The sequence below is a fragment of the Falsihalocynthiibacter sp. CO-5D18 genome, from assembly GCF_041205445.1.
GTDB lineage: Bacteria > Pseudomonadota > Alphaproteobacteria > Rhodobacterales > Rhodobacteraceae > Falsihalocynthiibacter > Falsihalocynthiibacter arcticus.
Map to the genome: position 1 here is coordinate 332,896 of NZ_JBGFCF010000002.1, position 14,925 is coordinate 347,820.

15 protein-coding genes are annotated in these 14,925 nt (G+C 51.6%); 2 read left to right on the plus strand and 13 right to left on the minus strand.

The window, feature by feature from the left end; translation table 11 throughout:
* Positions 1-5: 5 nt before the first annotated feature.
* The 10 genes from AB9F27_RS04160 to AB9F27_RS04205 all read right to left on the minus strand — a co-directional run bounded on the left by AB9F27_RS04160 (position 6) and on the right by AB9F27_RS04205 (position 9,059).
* Positions 6-986 (minus strand): type II secretion system F family protein, encoded by a 981-nt coding sequence (locus tag AB9F27_RS04160; RefSeq protein WP_039001489.1) that lies wholly within the window; start codon positions 984-986, stop codon positions 6-8.
* A 13-nt stretch (positions 987-999) separates the two neighbouring features.
* Positions 1,000-1,968, minus strand: coding sequence for a type II secretion system F family protein (locus tag AB9F27_RS04165; RefSeq protein ID WP_335585028.1), 969 nt, complete (start codon positions 1,966-1,968; stop codon positions 1,000-1,002).
* 5 nt (positions 1,969-1,973) lie between these two features.
* A complete protein-coding gene (locus AB9F27_RS04170) occupies positions 1,974-3,407 on the minus strand; it encodes a CpaF family protein (protein ID WP_335585027.1) in 1,434 nt (477 codons plus the stop codon).
* A gap of 9 nt (positions 3,408-3,416) precedes the next feature.
* Positions 3,417-4,667: an AAA family ATPase gene (locus AB9F27_RS04175; protein ID WP_335585026.1), complete on the minus strand. Its 1,251-nt coding sequence runs from the start codon at positions 4,665-4,667 to the stop codon at positions 3,417-3,419.
* Between the two features lie 196 nt (positions 4,668-4,863).
* Entirely contained in the window at positions 4,864-5,511 is a 648-nt protein-coding gene (locus AB9F27_RS04180; RefSeq protein ID WP_335585025.1) for an OmpA family protein, read from the minus strand.
* A 4-nt stretch (positions 5,512-5,515) separates the two neighbouring features.
* The gene (locus AB9F27_RS04185) at positions 5,516-6,955 is read right to left on the minus strand and encodes a type II and III secretion system protein family protein (protein WP_335585024.1); all 1,440 of its coding nucleotides are present in this window, start codon (positions 6,953-6,955) and stop codon (positions 5,516-5,518) included.
* Positions 6,956-7,168: 213 nt separating this feature from the next.
* The gene (cpaB, locus tag AB9F27_RS04190) at positions 7,169-8,008 is read right to left on the minus strand and encodes a Flp pilus assembly protein CpaB (RefSeq protein ID WP_335585023.1); all 840 of its coding nucleotides are present in this window, start codon (positions 8,006-8,008) and stop codon (positions 7,169-7,171) included.
* A 143-nt stretch (positions 8,009-8,151) separates the two neighbouring features.
* On the minus strand, positions 8,152-8,337 hold the full coding sequence (locus AB9F27_RS04195) for a hypothetical protein (protein WP_335585022.1): 186 nt from the start codon (positions 8,335-8,337) through the stop codon (positions 8,152-8,154).
* A 197-nt stretch (positions 8,338-8,534) separates the two neighbouring features.
* Positions 8,535-8,726, minus strand: a complete 192-nt coding sequence (locus AB9F27_RS04200; RefSeq protein ID WP_369755004.1) for a Flp family type IVb pilin — start codon at positions 8,724-8,726, stop codon at positions 8,535-8,537.
* A gap of 141 nt (positions 8,727-8,867) precedes the next feature.
* A complete protein-coding gene (locus AB9F27_RS04205) occupies positions 8,868-9,059 on the minus strand; it encodes a Flp family type IVb pilin (RefSeq protein WP_369755003.1) in 192 nt (63 codons plus the stop codon).
* 357 nt (positions 9,060-9,416) lie between these two features.
* Between AB9F27_RS04205 and AB9F27_RS04210 the strand changes: the two genes are divergently transcribed.
* On the plus strand, positions 9,417-10,325 hold the full coding sequence (locus tag AB9F27_RS04210) for a lytic transglycosylase domain-containing protein (protein ID WP_335585019.1): 909 nt from the start codon (positions 9,417-9,419) through the stop codon (positions 10,323-10,325).
* Positions 10,318-11,751 carry a UbiA family prenyltransferase gene (locus AB9F27_RS04215; protein WP_335585018.1) on the plus strand — a complete coding sequence of 478 codons (1,434 nt, stop codon included), beginning with the start codon at positions 10,318-10,320 and terminating at the stop codon, positions 11,749-11,751. The genes AB9F27_RS04210 and AB9F27_RS04215 overlap by 8 nt, the downstream gene beginning before the upstream one ends.
* On the opposite strand, the gene AB9F27_RS04220 is transcribed toward AB9F27_RS04215, so the two are convergent.
* The 3 genes from AB9F27_RS04220 to AB9F27_RS04230 are packed head-to-tail and all read right to left on the minus strand — an operon-like array spanning position 11,748 to position 14,801.
* On the minus strand, positions 11,748-12,485 hold the full coding sequence (locus tag AB9F27_RS04220; protein ID WP_335585017.1) for an SDR family NAD(P)-dependent oxidoreductase: 738 nt from the start codon (positions 12,483-12,485) through the stop codon (positions 11,748-11,750). The genes AB9F27_RS04215 and AB9F27_RS04220 overlap by 4 nt on opposite strands.
* On the minus strand, positions 12,482-13,795 hold the full coding sequence (locus tag AB9F27_RS04225) for an FAD-binding oxidoreductase (protein WP_335585016.1): 1,314 nt from the start codon (positions 13,793-13,795) through the stop codon (positions 12,482-12,484). Before AB9F27_RS04225 ends, AB9F27_RS04220 begins: the two co-directional genes overlap by 4 nt.
* Positions 13,779-14,801: a lysylphosphatidylglycerol synthase transmembrane domain-containing protein gene (locus tag AB9F27_RS04230; RefSeq protein WP_335585015.1), complete on the minus strand. Its 1,023-nt coding sequence runs from the start codon at positions 14,799-14,801 to the stop codon at positions 13,779-13,781. The genes AB9F27_RS04225 and AB9F27_RS04230 overlap by 17 nt, the downstream gene beginning before the upstream one ends.
* Positions 14,802-14,925 lie beyond the last annotated feature (124 nt).

A 14,925-nucleotide genomic window follows, 5' to 3' on the forward strand; every position in this document is an offset into this window, starting at 1 on the left:
GCCACCTAGAGTCCCGCACTTCCTAGTGTTGTGGCAATACCATAAACCGATGGGCCAATAAGAATTATCAATAGTGGCGGAACTGTCAGCATCATCGTGGCCAAAGTCATTTTTGTTGGCAATTTGTTGGCCTTTTCTTCGGCCCGCATCACCCGTTTGTCGCGCATTTCTTCAGCATAGACACGGAGCGCATCGGAAATGGATGTCCCGAAGGTCTGGGACTGATTCAAAACGGTCACAAAACTACGTACGTCTTGCACACCACAGCGTTCGGCCATGTCGTTGAGAACCTGCACCTTGTCCTTACCCGCTTTGGATTCGTGGGCAACGATGGCAAACTCATCGGCCAAATCTGGAAATCCTGCGCGGATTTCTTCACTTACGCGGAGGATGGATTGGTCCATGGATTGCCCCGCCTCGACGCAGACGAGCATCAAGTCGAGGGAGTCAGGAAAGCCGTTGATGATCGCCTCTTGGCGCATTTGGAGACGACGGTTTACCCAGTATTTTGGGGCCATATAACCGATAATTCCGGGAAGGAGGATGCTCATCATCGACGATTGCAGGCCCGCATCTTCTGAACCTGATTGGGTCAAAGTATAGATGGCCCCAAGGATAAGCGCCAAAATACCCAATGCGAATTGTGCAAAATGATAGGTGCGCACCGAGGTTTTATCGCGATAACCAGCCTGTAAAAGTTTCAAGCGCACAGCGGAGTATTCTTCTTCGTCTTGTGGCTCCAAGAAGTTGGAATATTTTTCCAACTTGTCGTTCTTGCCCGACCGCAAGGCTTGCGTTTTGCCTTGCTCACCATTGGTCCGTGTCTGGCGCAGCTTGTCCAATGGGTCGACCGTCTTGCGCATTAAGAACGGAAGGGTGCCCAAAATGAGGAGAATTCCGAGGGCGCCCGCAATAATCGCAAGCCCGACAGTGACATCCCCAAAGTTGTCGATCAGCATTGTTTTGAAAGTATCAATAAGTCCCATGATGTGCTCCGATCTAAACTTTGATGTTCACAAGCGATCTCATTACGAAAATGTTCGCCGTGAGGAAGCCAGCCACAACGAGGCAAGCGGGGATAAAGACAGAGGTTTCTTTCACGCCGTCATAGTAATCTGGCTGAAGGACGCTGATGCCAACAAGGGCCAAAAGCGGGAAGCCGGAGAGGAACATACCAGACCATTTAGCCTCTGCGGTAATCGCATTCACGCGGCGGAAAAGTTTGAAACGCGCCCGGATAACTTTTGCCAACCCGTCCAGAATTTCGGCCAAGTTACCACCTGATACCTGCTGGATTGTCACGGCAACCGCTAGGAAGCGTAAATCCTGCATATCCATGCGCTCGGCCAAGTGTTTTAGCGCTTCGCCAACGTCGCGACCATAGGCATTTTCATCGGCAATGACGCCCATTTCGGTTCCCAAGGGATCGGCAACTTCTTTTGCGACAATGGAAATTGCAGACGAAAAGGGGTGCCCAACACGCAGGGAGCGCACCATCAACTCAACTGCGTCAGGCAGTTGCTCTTCGAGCAGTGCCATACGTTTTTTGGCTTTGCCATTCACCCACATAAAAACGGCGGTGATACCCATCAAGATTGCGAGTCCAACGCGAATTGGCGCGGAAGCCCCCGTGGCGATTGTCAGGCCGAGGAAGGCTACGCCCGCCATCCCGACCATCACGAGAATGAGCTGTGCGGGTGAAAAGGCGATGTTCGCTTTTTGCGCCTTAACAGCCAACAGTGAATAGAGAGGAATGCCGCGCGATTTGAGGTGTTGCCCCATTTCCTTGCGAAGTTGTTCGAGAACTTGTTCCCGCCCGCCGCCTTTTTCCAGCATATCAAGGCGTCGGTTTACGCGACTGTTCAAGCTAATGGATTTGCCAAAAACCGTCAGGTAGATCCCTTCAACAAGGACCAATACCGATACGAAAATGAGGACGTAAATCAGAGGGGCTGCACTGATAATCATAACATTTACTCCGCGGCCATTTTGGTGGGTTCAAACAAGGTGGCTGGCAAATCATAACCCCACATGCGGAACCGCTCTGAGAAGTGGCTGCGCACACCTGTGGCTGTGAAGTGACCAATGATTTTGTTGTCGGGGGTTAGTCCAACACGTTGATATCTAAATATTTCCTGCATCGAAATCACGTCGCCTTCCATGCCCGTGATCTCGGTGATCGAGGTCATGCGGCGCGAGCCATCTTGAAGGCGGCTGGCTTGAACGATGAGGTTAACAGCCGAAGAAATCTGGCTGCGCACAGCCTTGAGCGGCATCTCAATGCCGGCCATCGCGATCATATTTTCCAGACGGCTGACACCATCACGCGCCGAGTTGGCGTGGATTGTGGTCATAGAGCCGTCGTGGCCCGTGTTCATGGCTTGCAACATGTCGATAACTTCTTCGCCACGCGTCTCCCCAACGATGATGCGATCTGGGCGCATCCGAAGGGCGTTTTTCAAACAGTCGCGCGCGGAAACTTCGCCTTTGCCCTCAACGTTTGGCGGGCGACTCTCCATGCGTCCAACATGTGTTTGCTGGAGTTGAAGCTCCGCCGTATCCTCGATTGTTAGGATGCGTTCGGCGTTATCAATGAAGGACGAAAGCGCGTTTAACGTTGTGGTCTTACCCGAGCCAGTACCGCCAGAAACGATGATGTTCAGGCGCGTGGCAACGGCGGCCTGAAGATAGGCGGCCATTTCCTCGGTGAAGGCACCGAAGTTTACCAGATCATCAATGCCCAGCTTGTCCTTTTTGAACTTACGAATTGAAACCAAGCTGCCGTCTACGGCAACAGGGGGCACCATGGCGTTAAAACGAGAGCCATCTTGAAGCCGCGCATCCACGTAAGGGTTGCTCTCATCAACACGACGGCCAACGGCGGAAACAATTTTGTCGATGATCCGCAGAAGGTGCTTTTCGTCCTTGAAAGTGATGCTGGTGAGTTCCAGTTTCCCGTCGCGCTCCACGAATATTTGCTGTGGGCCATTCACGAGAATATCGTTCACGGTCTCATCCCTCAGGAGAGGTTCGAGCGGGCCAAGGCCGGTCACTTCGTCAAAAAGCTCTCCGTTCAGCGCCGCCCGCTCTTCGCGATTGAGAACAACTCCCATATCTTCCAGGGACTCACTTGCTATGGCAAGAATTTCGGCGCGCAAATCTTTTTCGCTCGCTTTTTCCAAGGCCGCTAAGTTCAGGTTGTCCAATAGGCGACTGTGAATCTCAACTTTGATCTCGCTGAGACGGGATTTGCGTTTAACTTCTTTGTCTTGGGGCGCAGCGGCTCCTGCGACCAAAGCCTTGCGAAGGCTCGGCGCTTTGGGCGCGCTCGAAGTAACCTTTGGAGCGGCCTCCACAAGTTTAGCTGCTGAAGTGACGGCGTCTTTTTTGCTGTAACGTGAAAACATGGTAACCCCTTACGATCCTGTAGCTTCAGCCAAATTGTGCTTGTGTAGCGACAGGGCCAGTTTGTGAATTTCTTTGCGAAGCGGAGACTTCGGAGCGCTTTCGGCTAGCGGTTGACCGTGGTCATTTGCTTGCACGATCTGCTTGCCGCCGTCTGGCAGCTGGACTTCGATGTGTATATCCAGGCTTTCCGCCATCCGCTTGACCCGCGTTTTTCCCGCAATATCCGTGAATTTTGGCCCACGATTGAGTACGAAACGCATTTTCTCGTAGGGCAGTTGTTCTGCCTTCAGGGCGCGGATCATCCGCAATGCGTTTTGGGCAGAGCGCATGTCCAATTCTACCATCGCGAAGTAAATATGCGCTTGCTGAAGAACCGCTTCTGTCCACGCAACCAAAGTCGAAGGCATATCAATGACCACGTAATCGAAGTTGGTCCGTGCGGTTTCAACGATTTTTAGTACTTCTTCCGGGCCAATAATATCCAGCGGCAAGATTTCCGCAGGCGCCGTCAGCACGTGGAGCTTCTCGTTATAGGACAAAAGCGTATGCATGAAGCTTTCACTGTCCATCGTGTCGGTATCCGTCAACATTTCGTAAACGAGGTCGCGACGCGGTAAATCCAGGAATGTGGATGCGGATCCAAACTGGAAATCCAGATCAAGCAAACACACGCGCGGTGGGTTCTTTTTGTCGATTGTCGCGAGTTCCCACGCCAAGTTCACAGCGAAAGTAGTCGCGCCAGTGCCTCCGGCAAGTCCGTGGACCGGTAGAACAACGCCACTATGGTCATTGGTCGCCTTAAGCGTGGTCGTAAGTGGAACCTCCGCCACCGCTGCGGCTGCAAGGCTCGGTTTCTGGCGAAGCCGTTCGATGGCCTCATGCAGTTCGTTTTCTGGAAGCGGGTAGGGGATGAAATCATCCGCGCCCAACCGCAATAATTTGTGCAGAGCAATGGGGCTCACATCGTCGGCGATTAATATCACCTTAACTTCCGAGGTTTTCGCCGCAGTGATCAGGTTGGATATTAGGGACAGGTCCTCTTCGTCTTGGTCGTCAACCGCGATGGCGACGAACTCAAGCCCTTGGGCTTCATCTTGTCCTAAAAAAGCGAGTGCGTCTTGGAACGTCAAGTCTCCCCAGCTCTCGCCGAGTTCTGTTTCCATGTCCTCGATCAAAAGATCGAAGTTTTGCACATCGCGAGAGATGGTACACGCTACGATCGGTGCCAACTCTGGCTGCAGCATTGCGTTACTCGTCATTTGCCTCACGTCCTTCTGTTAAAGGACGAAAACGGTTCTAAATGACAACCCACATTACACTGCTCAAGTGATGGATCGTCCCGTTGTCGCCCATACACGCAAGTCATTCTGCGTGTACTGCTCCCATTTTTTGAGAATGGCAGTCAATCTGGGCAACATTAGGGCCAAAAAGCTATAATTGTGCGGTATCTTGAGACTATTGACTGTTTCCGGCAGCACCCGTCCCAGTCAGTTCGGTTTGGTAAGTTGCGCTTGCAACATACTCGCGGAAAACCACTTCTGCATACTTACCATTGAGTACGGTTGGGTGATTCTTTAAGAAACCGTCCACCTCAGTAACTGTACGACGGTTTTCGCGATTTGGATTGTTGGTATCAATTAAAGGCTGAGACTTACCGTATGATACAACAGCCGCAAGGCGACTGCGGCTAATTCCCTGACTTTCGATATAGTTAACCGCAGCTTGTGCGCGGCGCAGTCCCAAGGCCTTGTTGTAAGCCACAGAGCCAACCAGATCGGTGTGGCCATAGACTTTGAACTTCATTTCAGGGAACTGGGCAATCCATTTTGCCTGAATCGCAAGTGCGGCGCGGGCGTTGTCATCCAACTGGGATGAGTTGAATGCGAAATTGATTGTTGACGGTGTTTCTTCAGCAAAACGCTTTGCCAAATCAACGGCATAAGATTTTTGCCCGGTTTCGACCAATATATTGTTCATGGTCGGGTTTCCGAAACTGCCCTCGTCCAATTCCGAGCCAGCTTCTGTACTACAAGAGGCGACTGCAACTAGACTAACCATTGCGAAAGATTTTACGAAGGCTGCTTTAGACATAAACCGCTGCATTTACTTACTCCATCACGTAACCGTAGGATCCGCCAAATTCTTGCTTGGCAACTTCCCCGGCAACGCCTTTAGGTGTTTTTGAACCGGCAACTTTGCCAAAGAGAAAGAGCTCACTTTCAGTCGGGATTCGAATGCGATCCGTTGGAAGAGCAAGGGCTTCGCCGCGCGTTGGGGTCACCAAGTGAGGTGTGATGATGATCACAAGTTCAGTTTGGGCCCGTTGGTATTCGGCGCTGCGGAAAAGAGATCCAAGAATAGGGATGTCCCCGACCCATGGAACCTGACTGTTAAGGTCCTGAAAGTCATCCATTAGCAAACCGGCGATGGCAAAACTCTCACCGTCGCGCATCTCAACTGTTGTCGAGGTTTCGCGCGTTTTGAAGGCGTCAATGCGGAAGCCGTTCACGTCAATACCGTTTGAAGTATCGAGGCTCGAAACCGAGGCGTTGAGCGACAGGTTTATGATGTCATTATCAACAACGCGTGGAATGAAGTTTAGCGAAATACCGAAGGGTTTATATTCAACCGTTGTTGTTGATCCACCGCTTGATGTTTCACTTGCGACTGGAACAGGGTATTCACCACCCGCCAAGAATTTAGCTTCTTGTCCGGAAATAGCCGTCAAGTTTGGTTCTGCGAGCGTACGAACAACACCTTTGCTTTCAAGGGCTTCGAGCATTACGGCAACTTGTGTTGCGCCCGCATTGAAGCCAAAGAGCATCGCGCCAGCACGATCACCAGCGTTGGTCGAAGCTGTGGACCCATTATTGATCGCGTTGTTTAACAGCGTGCTGTTGGCATACTGGCCAGACCCTGCCGTTGTGCCAACCGAACCATTTGCGATGAGACCCGTAACACCGACGCTTGCACTTAGACTTTTGCGTACGGAGCGGTTCATCTCGGCAAAGCGAACTTTCAGCATGACTTGCTGATTTCCGCCAACAACCATGAGGTTGGAGACGCGCTCAGGAGCGTATCTTTGCGCAAGGTCCATCGCACGATCCAAACGTGCAATGCTCGATACCGTACCAGAAAGGACTATACCGTCATTTGCTGTGCGGACTTGAATCTGCTCGCTCGGAAGGATTTGTTTCAAACGCTCTTTGAATTCAGCAATGTCTGGCGTGACCTGAACTTCTACGTTTGTAAGAAGATTTCCGTCGCCTCCAAGAAGGGTCAACGTCGTCCGTCCGGGCGCTTTGCCCAAAACATAGATCGTTCGATCAGAAAGTGTGGAAATGTCCGCGATTCCTGGGTTTGCGATGGAAAGTTCCGCAAAAGGAGTTTCGCTTTCCACAACGACCGCGCGGTTCATCGGGACGCTCAACGCAGTTGAGGTCGACCCCCGCAGGACTTTAAGTGTTTCTGCTTGTGCTGATAGTGGGACTGCTGAGCCCAAAATTGCGCCAAAACATGCTGCTGTAAGTATTTTTTTGATCATCATTGTGATCCCGCCTCTCCGACCACGCCTCTATTTATTGGGTCTTTTGTTGCCCATTTTAAAGCTACAATGACGCAAAGCAATTTTCATTGCAAGAATCAAAGCATTGAGGGGGGATATTGATGTGGATAAGTCGCAACACAAAACAATCTGTTGTGATTGGGTTCGGGCGCAGACTCTATATAGAGTGTGCGCCCTTCAGATTTTTAGAATGTTCTAATTGGTACAGGGAATTGGAATTTCCACAACTTCTGCGCCTCGGCGTGTTCGAATAGTACAAACTTCTTGTTGTTCGACTTCCACGACTTGTTGGGTAACAATGCCCAATAGGTCTCGTTGGTTGATTTCGATATTTGCATCAGCAACTGTGTCATCCTGAGCCCCGACAAGTGACAGGGCAAGGCGACCGGTTGCTTGCGCTTGCGCCAATGCCGCAACCTGCTGTGGCGTGATCTCTACAGTTACGTTTCGTGCAATCGCCGCATCGGAGCGGTCCGAATTCGCGGTCTGATCGACGGCAATCAACTGAACATTGGTTTCGATAAGTTTGGTCACATCATTACCGTTGCTAGAACCGGACCAATAAACGTCAACCTGATCACCCGGACGCAAGAACCCGGAAACACCTGTTGTGACGTCAACTTTGATGGCAAACGCGCGCATTCCTTTGGTTAGCCGCGATGTAATTCCAGCATCTTCGCCGGGGGCGGTAACTTTTACAGCCATGATGGGCTCTCCGAGCTCCATGGTGCGTAATACTGTACGTGGCTCATCTTTCCCCTTAGAGAAAAGCGCTTCTTCCGAGGTGAAAGCACCCTCAGGGATCGCGTTTTCTGGCCAGGCAATGGTCTTGATATCTTTGAGAGTAAGACGCTCGCCATATACTACGCGGCGTGTCGTAACATAAACATCAAGTGTCGGAACAATTTTCGCAGCAGCAGCGCGTTCGCGGGCCAACTGGTTTTCTTTGCCTTCAATGAAGCCCTTTGCGGTATATACTGCGAAACCAGCTAGGCCTAAGCCAAGCATGAGGACCAATCCAAAAACCAATCGCATTTTCTGCCCTTTCATTATTGTTGCTTTTCTCAGACGTTGTCGGAAAAGCCGTTACTCGATAACCAATATTGCGCGCTGATTGTGTCAAATCCGTGGAGTTTCGGCGGGAAAATTATGAATTCCCTCTAAAATGGAAACAAATATCATTCGGAAATGACTTCAATTTCGGCCACTTGTTCGCTGATGTTGCTGGCGACATTGGATGAGGAGCTCGCGAGTGAATAAATCACACCAATACTTAAACCGACGATGCCCGCCGTTAGTACGACCCAGTCAACAGTGACTGCGCCGGATTCGCTCTTTGCAAAAGCTTTGAAAAGGTTAGTCATGGCTTCATTCCTTCTTTCTGTAGGACATTTAACACCGATTTTCTCACCGAGATCTGTAGGTATTGTGGGGAGGGATTGTGGCAGATTTTTGCATTTCACACGGTATGTTTGTGTCCATTGAGAATGGGCATTCCATGAAAAATGCCGCGCCCTAACTAAAGGAGCGCGGCGGATACAAACCTAAGTTTGTACGGGTTTTATGGCTGACCGTTGTCTACAGTGATCGCGCCAACTTGTGTCGAAATAGTTTCCGACAATGTTGTTACGCCGTCACGTACAGTTGCGAGAACTGCGACACCCAAGCCAACGATTGCAGCTGTAAGAACAACCCAGTCAACGGTTACGGCACCAGATTCGTCGTTCGCGAAGTTTTTGATAAAGTTAGTCATGTTGTTAATCCTTACTAAGTTTGTTTGCCTGAGAATTCAGGTCTTGGATGAAGTTTGGCAGCAAATTGTGGCGACATCTTGAATGTTGCTTGGTGTTTTTGCAGCCAAATCCTGCGGGAATTTATTCGTCAGCGGCTGTTCTTATGGTTGACCGTTGTCAACAGTGATCGCGCCAACTTCTGTCGAAATTGTTTCGGACAGAGTAGTTACGCCGTCTTTAACAGTTGCAAGAACTGCAACACCAAGGCCAACGATTGCGGCTGTCAAAACAACCCAGTCAACAGTTACGGCACCGGATTCGTCATTTGCGAAGTTTTTGATAAAGTTAGTCATTGTGTCTCTCCTAAGAATTCATTTTGCTCATTCGCCCTGACGTTCACGTTGTGTAGGCCGGCCTCTTGTTGGCCCCGTGTTCGTCTTGGATGTACATATATAGCCCTCGGATTGGGGCAGCATTTGGGCACGAAAAGTACATATTTAAGGGGACGTTAATAATTACCACTTTTTTATTTATCTATATGAAAACAATGGATTTAATATTTATAATTGTTCCTATTTTCTTCTGTGGTGGTTGTGCTTCGGACAGAATATGGCCATTTTGCCAATCTTTTTCATGGGTTTTGCTAGCGAGAAGCCGATTTATTTGCGACACTGCACGTAGAAATAATAAACGAGCAGGATAAAAACCGCATGAAGCGGACCTACGGGCGGATATTCGGAGCAGTAGCAGTTTGTTTTGCTATGAGCGCGCAGGCGGAATCGCCAGCGCCCGTAGAGGATTTTACTTTCAAGCGCCTTAAAGTCCCGCAACGAGGGGCGCCGCCAAAAATTACTGTTCAGATTGATCCCGTTGAGCAAGCCCGTGTGCAGGAGGCCGCCGTGGCGCGTGCGCGTGCGTTAAACGAGCGTCTGTATGGAACAGAGAGTGAAGAGGCTCCTCAGGAGGAAACAGAAGACGGTGAAAAAATCTTGGCTGAGGTCATTGCCAAAAAAGATGCTTTCGAATGGTACTGGTCGGTTATTTCACCAAAAATTTCAGATTCCGGGCCGGGTAGGTTGGGCGCGGCGGTGTTGCACCTCAAAAAAGCGCCATCAGGGCTTGCAAACCTAAGCCCCCGCTTGCAGACCTTGCAGGATATTACTTTTGCCCACGGCACAGAGATAATGATTGCAACAATTGGCACGAAAGTCTCTCCCGCCTTGGCATTGGCCATTATCAGCGTGGAATCGGGGGGGCGTACGGATGTGACGTCCTCGGCTGGCGCAAACGGTCTGATGCAGCTCATGCCTGCTACGGCTGAGCGCTTTGGCGTAAAAGACACCACGGACGCCAAACAAAACATCACGGGCGGCGTGGCCTATCTCGATTGGCTGATGGAAAAATTCGACGGCGACCCAATGATGGTGCTCGCTGGATATAACGCAGGCGAAAACGCTGTTATCAAAAATGGCGGTGTGCCTCCCTATACAGAGACACGGGGCTACGTCCCTAAAGTCCTCGCTGCTTGGGAGGTCGCACGCGGAATGTGCCTCACCCCACCGCAATTGGTTTCAGACGGGTGTGTCTTTGCAAATAAAAACGAGGTTTCAGGTGGGTGAACAGAAACCGTTGGTCTTGGATGTGGATGGAACCTATCTCAAGACCGACATGCTCTTCGAATGTTTTTGGGCTGGGCTTGGTAAACATCCAACCAAAACCTTCAAGGTTTGCGTGGCGCATATAAATGATCGCGCGCTCCTTAAGGCGAAACTTGCCGAGATCGCCGAACTAAATTGTGACTTGTTGCCCGTGAATCCACAGGTCGAGGCCCTCGCACAAGCAGCCAAGGGGCAAGGCCGACCCGTTCATTTGGCGTCGGCGTCTGACCAGAAGTTGGTGTCCGCAGTTGCGCAGGTCAGCGGACACACAGGCACAACATTTGCCTCCGACGGTGTGACAAACATGAAGGGTTCGACAAAAGCGGCGGCCCTTGTCGAACGGTTTGGTGAAGGCGGGTTTGACTATGCGGGGAATGAACCCGTTGATATGCAAATTTGGGAGAAGGGCGACTCAGCAATTGTTGTCGGGGCTCCAAAAGAAGCGGCCCAGTTACGCGCGCGCGGGCGTACTGTTACCGAAATCGACGATGGCACCGCTCCAAAAGACGTCCTTCGGGCGATGCGGCCGCATCAATGGGTCAAGAATATCCTCCTTTTGCTCCCTCTTTTGGCGGCACATGATTTCGCGCTTGCGTCATGGTTGAGTGTTGCGCTGGGCATTGTGGCCTTTTCCGCGGCGGCGTCGTCCATCTACATTATTAACGATCTCTTGGATCTTGAGGCAGATCGCGTCCACGCGAAAAAGAAGTACCGTCCATTTGCCAGCGGTGCGGTTTCCATCAAGCATGGCATGTTGCTTTATGTGGTTCTGACTCTTGTAACCTTAGGGATCAGTTCCTTATTGGGCGCGAAGTTCATGGCTATCGTCGTGCTCTATATGGCGATTTCACTGGCGTATTCGATGCGATTAAAGCGGATGCGCTGGGTAGATGTGATTATGCTTGCGACGCTCTATACGCTACGTGTCGTTGCTGGTGCCGCTGCAGGAGGGGTTCACGTTTCCCTTTATATGTTGGTGTTTATCTTCCCGATTTTCATAACCCTAGGAAGTGTGAAGCGATTAACTGAACTGCATGGCGCCACGGATGATGCGCGCTTACCCGGGCGAGGGTATGCGCGCCAAGATCGCAAACCCCTTTTGTATCTAGGGGTTATCGGCATTATCGGCGCGCTTATCTTGTTTTTTCTCTACAGCCTCACAGACCACGCCGCGAGCCTCTACCCCTCCCAAGGATTGCTTTGGTTCGCACTTTTGCCGATTTCGATTTGGCTCGTGCGCATGCTAATTCTTGGTTACCAAGGCAAACAGGACCACGATCCCATAATCTTTGCGTTGAAAGACAAAAAGGGACTCGGGATCCTGATGTTTACACTGTCACTCATGTTTTACGCAGCGGGGTTATGGCAACAGTGGTTCGGGTTTTAGACCGATAGCTTTTTGAAAATCGGCTCAGGTATGGAGCGAATGATCAACATGATGTAGCGCCAGAAAAACGGTGTATACAGCGTGTTTTTCTTTTTCTTCACGGCCTTAAGCAGGCTTGCGGCAACATCGTCGGGCGAGGCGACAAGGAACATGCCCTCGACTCCCCATGTCATTGCCGTGTCCACAAATCCCGGCTTCACGGTCATCACGTGCACGTCAGAGCGGTTCAAACGGTTGCGCAATCCCGAAAGATAGGTGTGAAATCCAGCTTTGGCCGCGCCGTAGACATAGTTGCCAATACGACCTCGATCTCCAGCCACAGACCCGACCCCAATGACCGCGCCGCCACCGCGGGCTTCCATCTCGGGGGCGATCATCTGCAAGAAACACGCGGGGCCTGTGAAACTGTCCATAACGACGCCGGCAATCAAACTCGGGTCCGTATCGATTTCCGATTGATCGGGCATCGAGCCGACAAAACAGGCGACGTTGATGAGACCTTCTTCGGCACAGGCTCGCTCAATGATCGCTTCAAAGCCTTCAGGCTTGCGAGCGTCAAACTTAACGGCTTCGGCCCTGCGCGCGCCGCGCGTTTTGCAATCCAAGGCCGCGGTTTTCAAATCGTCCATGTCTCGGCCTGCAAGGAGGACAGTTGCGCCTTTTTCGCTGACGGCACGGCTAAAGGCGCGTGCCATGGACGAGGTTGCGCCGAGAATGATCCATGTTTCGGTCATTTTGTGCTCCTAAGCTCGAGTCTGCGGATAAGGTCGGTTTTTAAAGCACCATTCGGGTCGGATTTTTCGACCTCGTCGCGCCATTTTTCATAATCGGGATACATTGAGCGGATACGTACGCCACTGGACATAGAATCCTTGGCCAAGTAAATCCGGCCACCGGCTTCGGCGGTGAGTTTTTCAAGCCGCGGGATCAAAACGCGTGCCGCTTCGGTGTTGGGAAAATCCACAGCCAAGGCGTAGCCTTCCATTGGGAATGACATAAACCCTTCGCTTCCTTCTCCCATCCGTTTCAAAACAGCAAGCGGGCTCGCCAATCCAGAATGCGCTATTTGCGTGAGCATTTCGCGCAGAGCAGGGGCTTGATCAATTGGCACGACGCATTGAAACTGGTGAAAACCACGTTTTCCATAGAGTTTGTTCCAGTCGTGAATCCGGTCGAGGGGGAAAAAGAAATCGGTGATTGGCTTAACCAATGTGCGACCATGATCTGGTACCCGTTTGAAATACAGCTTGTTGAATAGGCGTACGGTGAGGGGCGAAAGCGCAAAACTAGGCGCGTTGAAGGGGATAGATTTGGATTTCTGTCGTGCAGGTACAAGGCCAGACCCCGTTTCTCCTTCTTCCAAAATGCCGCGTCCCAAGGCGTTCCCCTTGGCCGTCGCGTCAATCCAGCCAACGGTATAAGTCGCCGACGAGGTGTCGAGAAGGGAGAGGAATTCGTCAAACCCATCCACGCGCCGTTCGGTCACCATGATGACGTCGCCCTTGCAGGGCAGCATCGTGATTTTAGCAGAAAGGATAATGCCCGTTTGGCCTAGACCGCCGAGAGTGGCCTTGAAAAGGGAGGCATTACTTTTGGACGAGATTGTCTTTTTCTTGCCATCTACAAGCAGCGTGATCGAGACAACATGTTGGCCGAAACTTCCCGCGACGTGATGGTTCTTCCCGTGCACATCCATCGCGATCGCGCCGCCAATGGTCGCAAACCCTGTTCCCGGAAGCACAGCAGGAAGCCAGCCTTGGGGCGCGAAAAGGCGGGTCAACTCGCCCAACCGGCACCCAGCTTCGACTTCCAAAATGCCTGTTTCGGCATCAAATCCAAGGATGCGATCAAGGCGCGTCATATCAATGCTGCGGCCATTGTTGTTTAGGGGCGCATCACCATAAGAGCGGCAATTGCCAAATGCCGGAGCCAAATCACCTTCGGATAGGGTTTCAAAGGCATGCATCCGTTCAGGACGTGCAACTTCACTTGATGCGCTCAACACGCGGCCCCATCCACTTACTTTTTCAGACTTCCAGCGCATAGGCCCCTCGTTTCGAATATTTCTCGGCAATTGGAAAAATCACAAACCCGATGGCAATCGCAAACCAAAGGGTCGTTAGGCGAATTACGGCAGTCGCCGGAATACTCATTGAAAGCGGAATGCCTTCGAGCGACAGCAGCGCGATCATCGCCGCTTCTGCACCACCCACTCCACCCGGTGCGCCCGTCAGCCCACCTGCCAGTGTTGAAAAGACAAAGATCACGACACAGGTTGCGAGCGAAATGTCCGAACCCAGCCAACTCATTAAATAGTAAAAAGATGTGCCCTCGGCGAACCAACCGATACCGCCCAGTATAAGCGCCATAAACATCGTAGGGCCGTGTGAAAATTGGGCAAGACTGTCGGACGCGCGCCGGACACGGACAAAAAAGCGTGGCTTGCGGCCGATGGTTTTATAAAGGCCATTCACCACAAACCTTAGCAGAGCGGGGCGAGTAACCACAAACGCCATTACCAAAGCGACAATAGCAACCGGTATCGCACCACGGGGCCCACTTGCCGCCGCCAGCAAACCGATCGCCAGCAGGAGCGCCATAACGGCGAGGTCGCTCGCCCGATCCATCAACATCAATGGCGCGGTTTTTTCCGCGGGCATCCCAGTTTCACGGCGAATCCATCGCATACGCACGAATTCCCCCAAACGCCCGGGGGTCACACTCATTGCAAAGCCGCCCAGAAAATGGCGTAGATTTTGAGAGAAGTTCAAATCGAGCCCCAACCGACGCACCAAAATATGCCAACGCAGGCCACGCATGACGTAGTTCACAAGGGAAAGCAGAAGCAAAATCGCAACTTGCCAAACGGCGAGGTTTTTAATGTGAGTCCACGTTTCTTCCCAGCCTGTTGCGGCGGCAATACCAAAGAGCCCCGCAATCACCAGCCCGAAAAGACCCGCAAATAGCGCAATGTCGCGCCATCTATGCACAGGTGGCAGGCGCAGGGGCGCGACGGTTTCTACCGTTTTGGGGGTATGGGTGCTCGTCATCATTGCCTGCGATTTAGATGCTAATTAGGGCAAGAATATGATGCTGTTTCCAAATTGGGAACAAAAACCGTGAAAAAGCTAAATTTTGATTACTATTTGGGGCCACATCCAGAAATGCAGCCCT

Coding starts and splice junctions, on each gene's coding strand:
- AB9F27_RS04225 (WP_335585016.1), bottom strand. CDS start 13,795: ATGCGCTGGAAGTCTGAAAAAGTAAGTGGATGGGGCCGCGTGTTGAGC.
- AB9F27_RS04205 (WP_369755003.1), bottom strand. CDS start 9,059: ATGACTAACTTTATCAAAAACTTCGCAAATGACGAATCCGGTGCCGTA.
- AB9F27_RS04195 (WP_335585022.1), bottom strand. CDS start 8,337: ATGACTAACCTTTTCAAAGCTTTTGCAAAGAGCGAATCCGGCGCAGTC.
- AB9F27_RS04210 (WP_335585019.1), top strand. CDS start 9,417: ATGAAGCGGACCTACGGGCGGATATTCGGAGCAGTAGCAGTTTGTTTT.
- AB9F27_RS04165 (WP_335585028.1), bottom strand. CDS start 1,968: ATGATTATCAGTGCAGCCCCTCTGATTTACGTCCTCATTTTCGTATCG.
- AB9F27_RS04160 (WP_039001489.1), bottom strand. CDS start 986: ATGGGACTTATTGATACTTTCAAAACAATGCTGATCGACAACTTTGGG.
- AB9F27_RS04230 (WP_335585015.1), bottom strand. CDS start 14,801: ATGACGAGCACCCATACCCCCAAAACGGTAGAAACCGTCGCGCCCCTG.
- cpaB (WP_335585023.1), bottom strand. CDS start 8,008: ATGCGATTGGTTTTTGGATTGGTCCTCATGCTTGGCTTAGGCCTAGCT.
- AB9F27_RS04175 (WP_335585026.1), bottom strand. CDS start 4,667: ATGACGAGTAACGCAATGCTGCAGCCAGAGTTGGCACCGATCGTAGCG.
- AB9F27_RS04180 (WP_335585025.1), bottom strand. CDS start 5,511: ATGCAGCGGTTTATGTCTAAAGCAGCCTTCGTAAAATCTTTCGCAATG.
- AB9F27_RS04185 (WP_335585024.1), bottom strand. CDS start 6,955: ATGATGATCAAAAAAATACTTACAGCAGCATGTTTTGGCGCAATTTTG.
- AB9F27_RS04200 (WP_369755004.1), bottom strand. CDS start 8,726: ATGACTAACTTTATCAAAAACTTCGCGAACGACGAATCTGGTGCCGTA.
- AB9F27_RS04170 (WP_335585027.1), bottom strand. CDS start 3,407: ATGTTTTCACGTTACAGCAAAAAAGACGCCGTCACTTCAGCAGCTAAA.
- AB9F27_RS04220 (WP_335585017.1), bottom strand. CDS start 12,485: ATGACCGAAACATGGATCATTCTCGGCGCAACCTCGTCCATGGCACGC.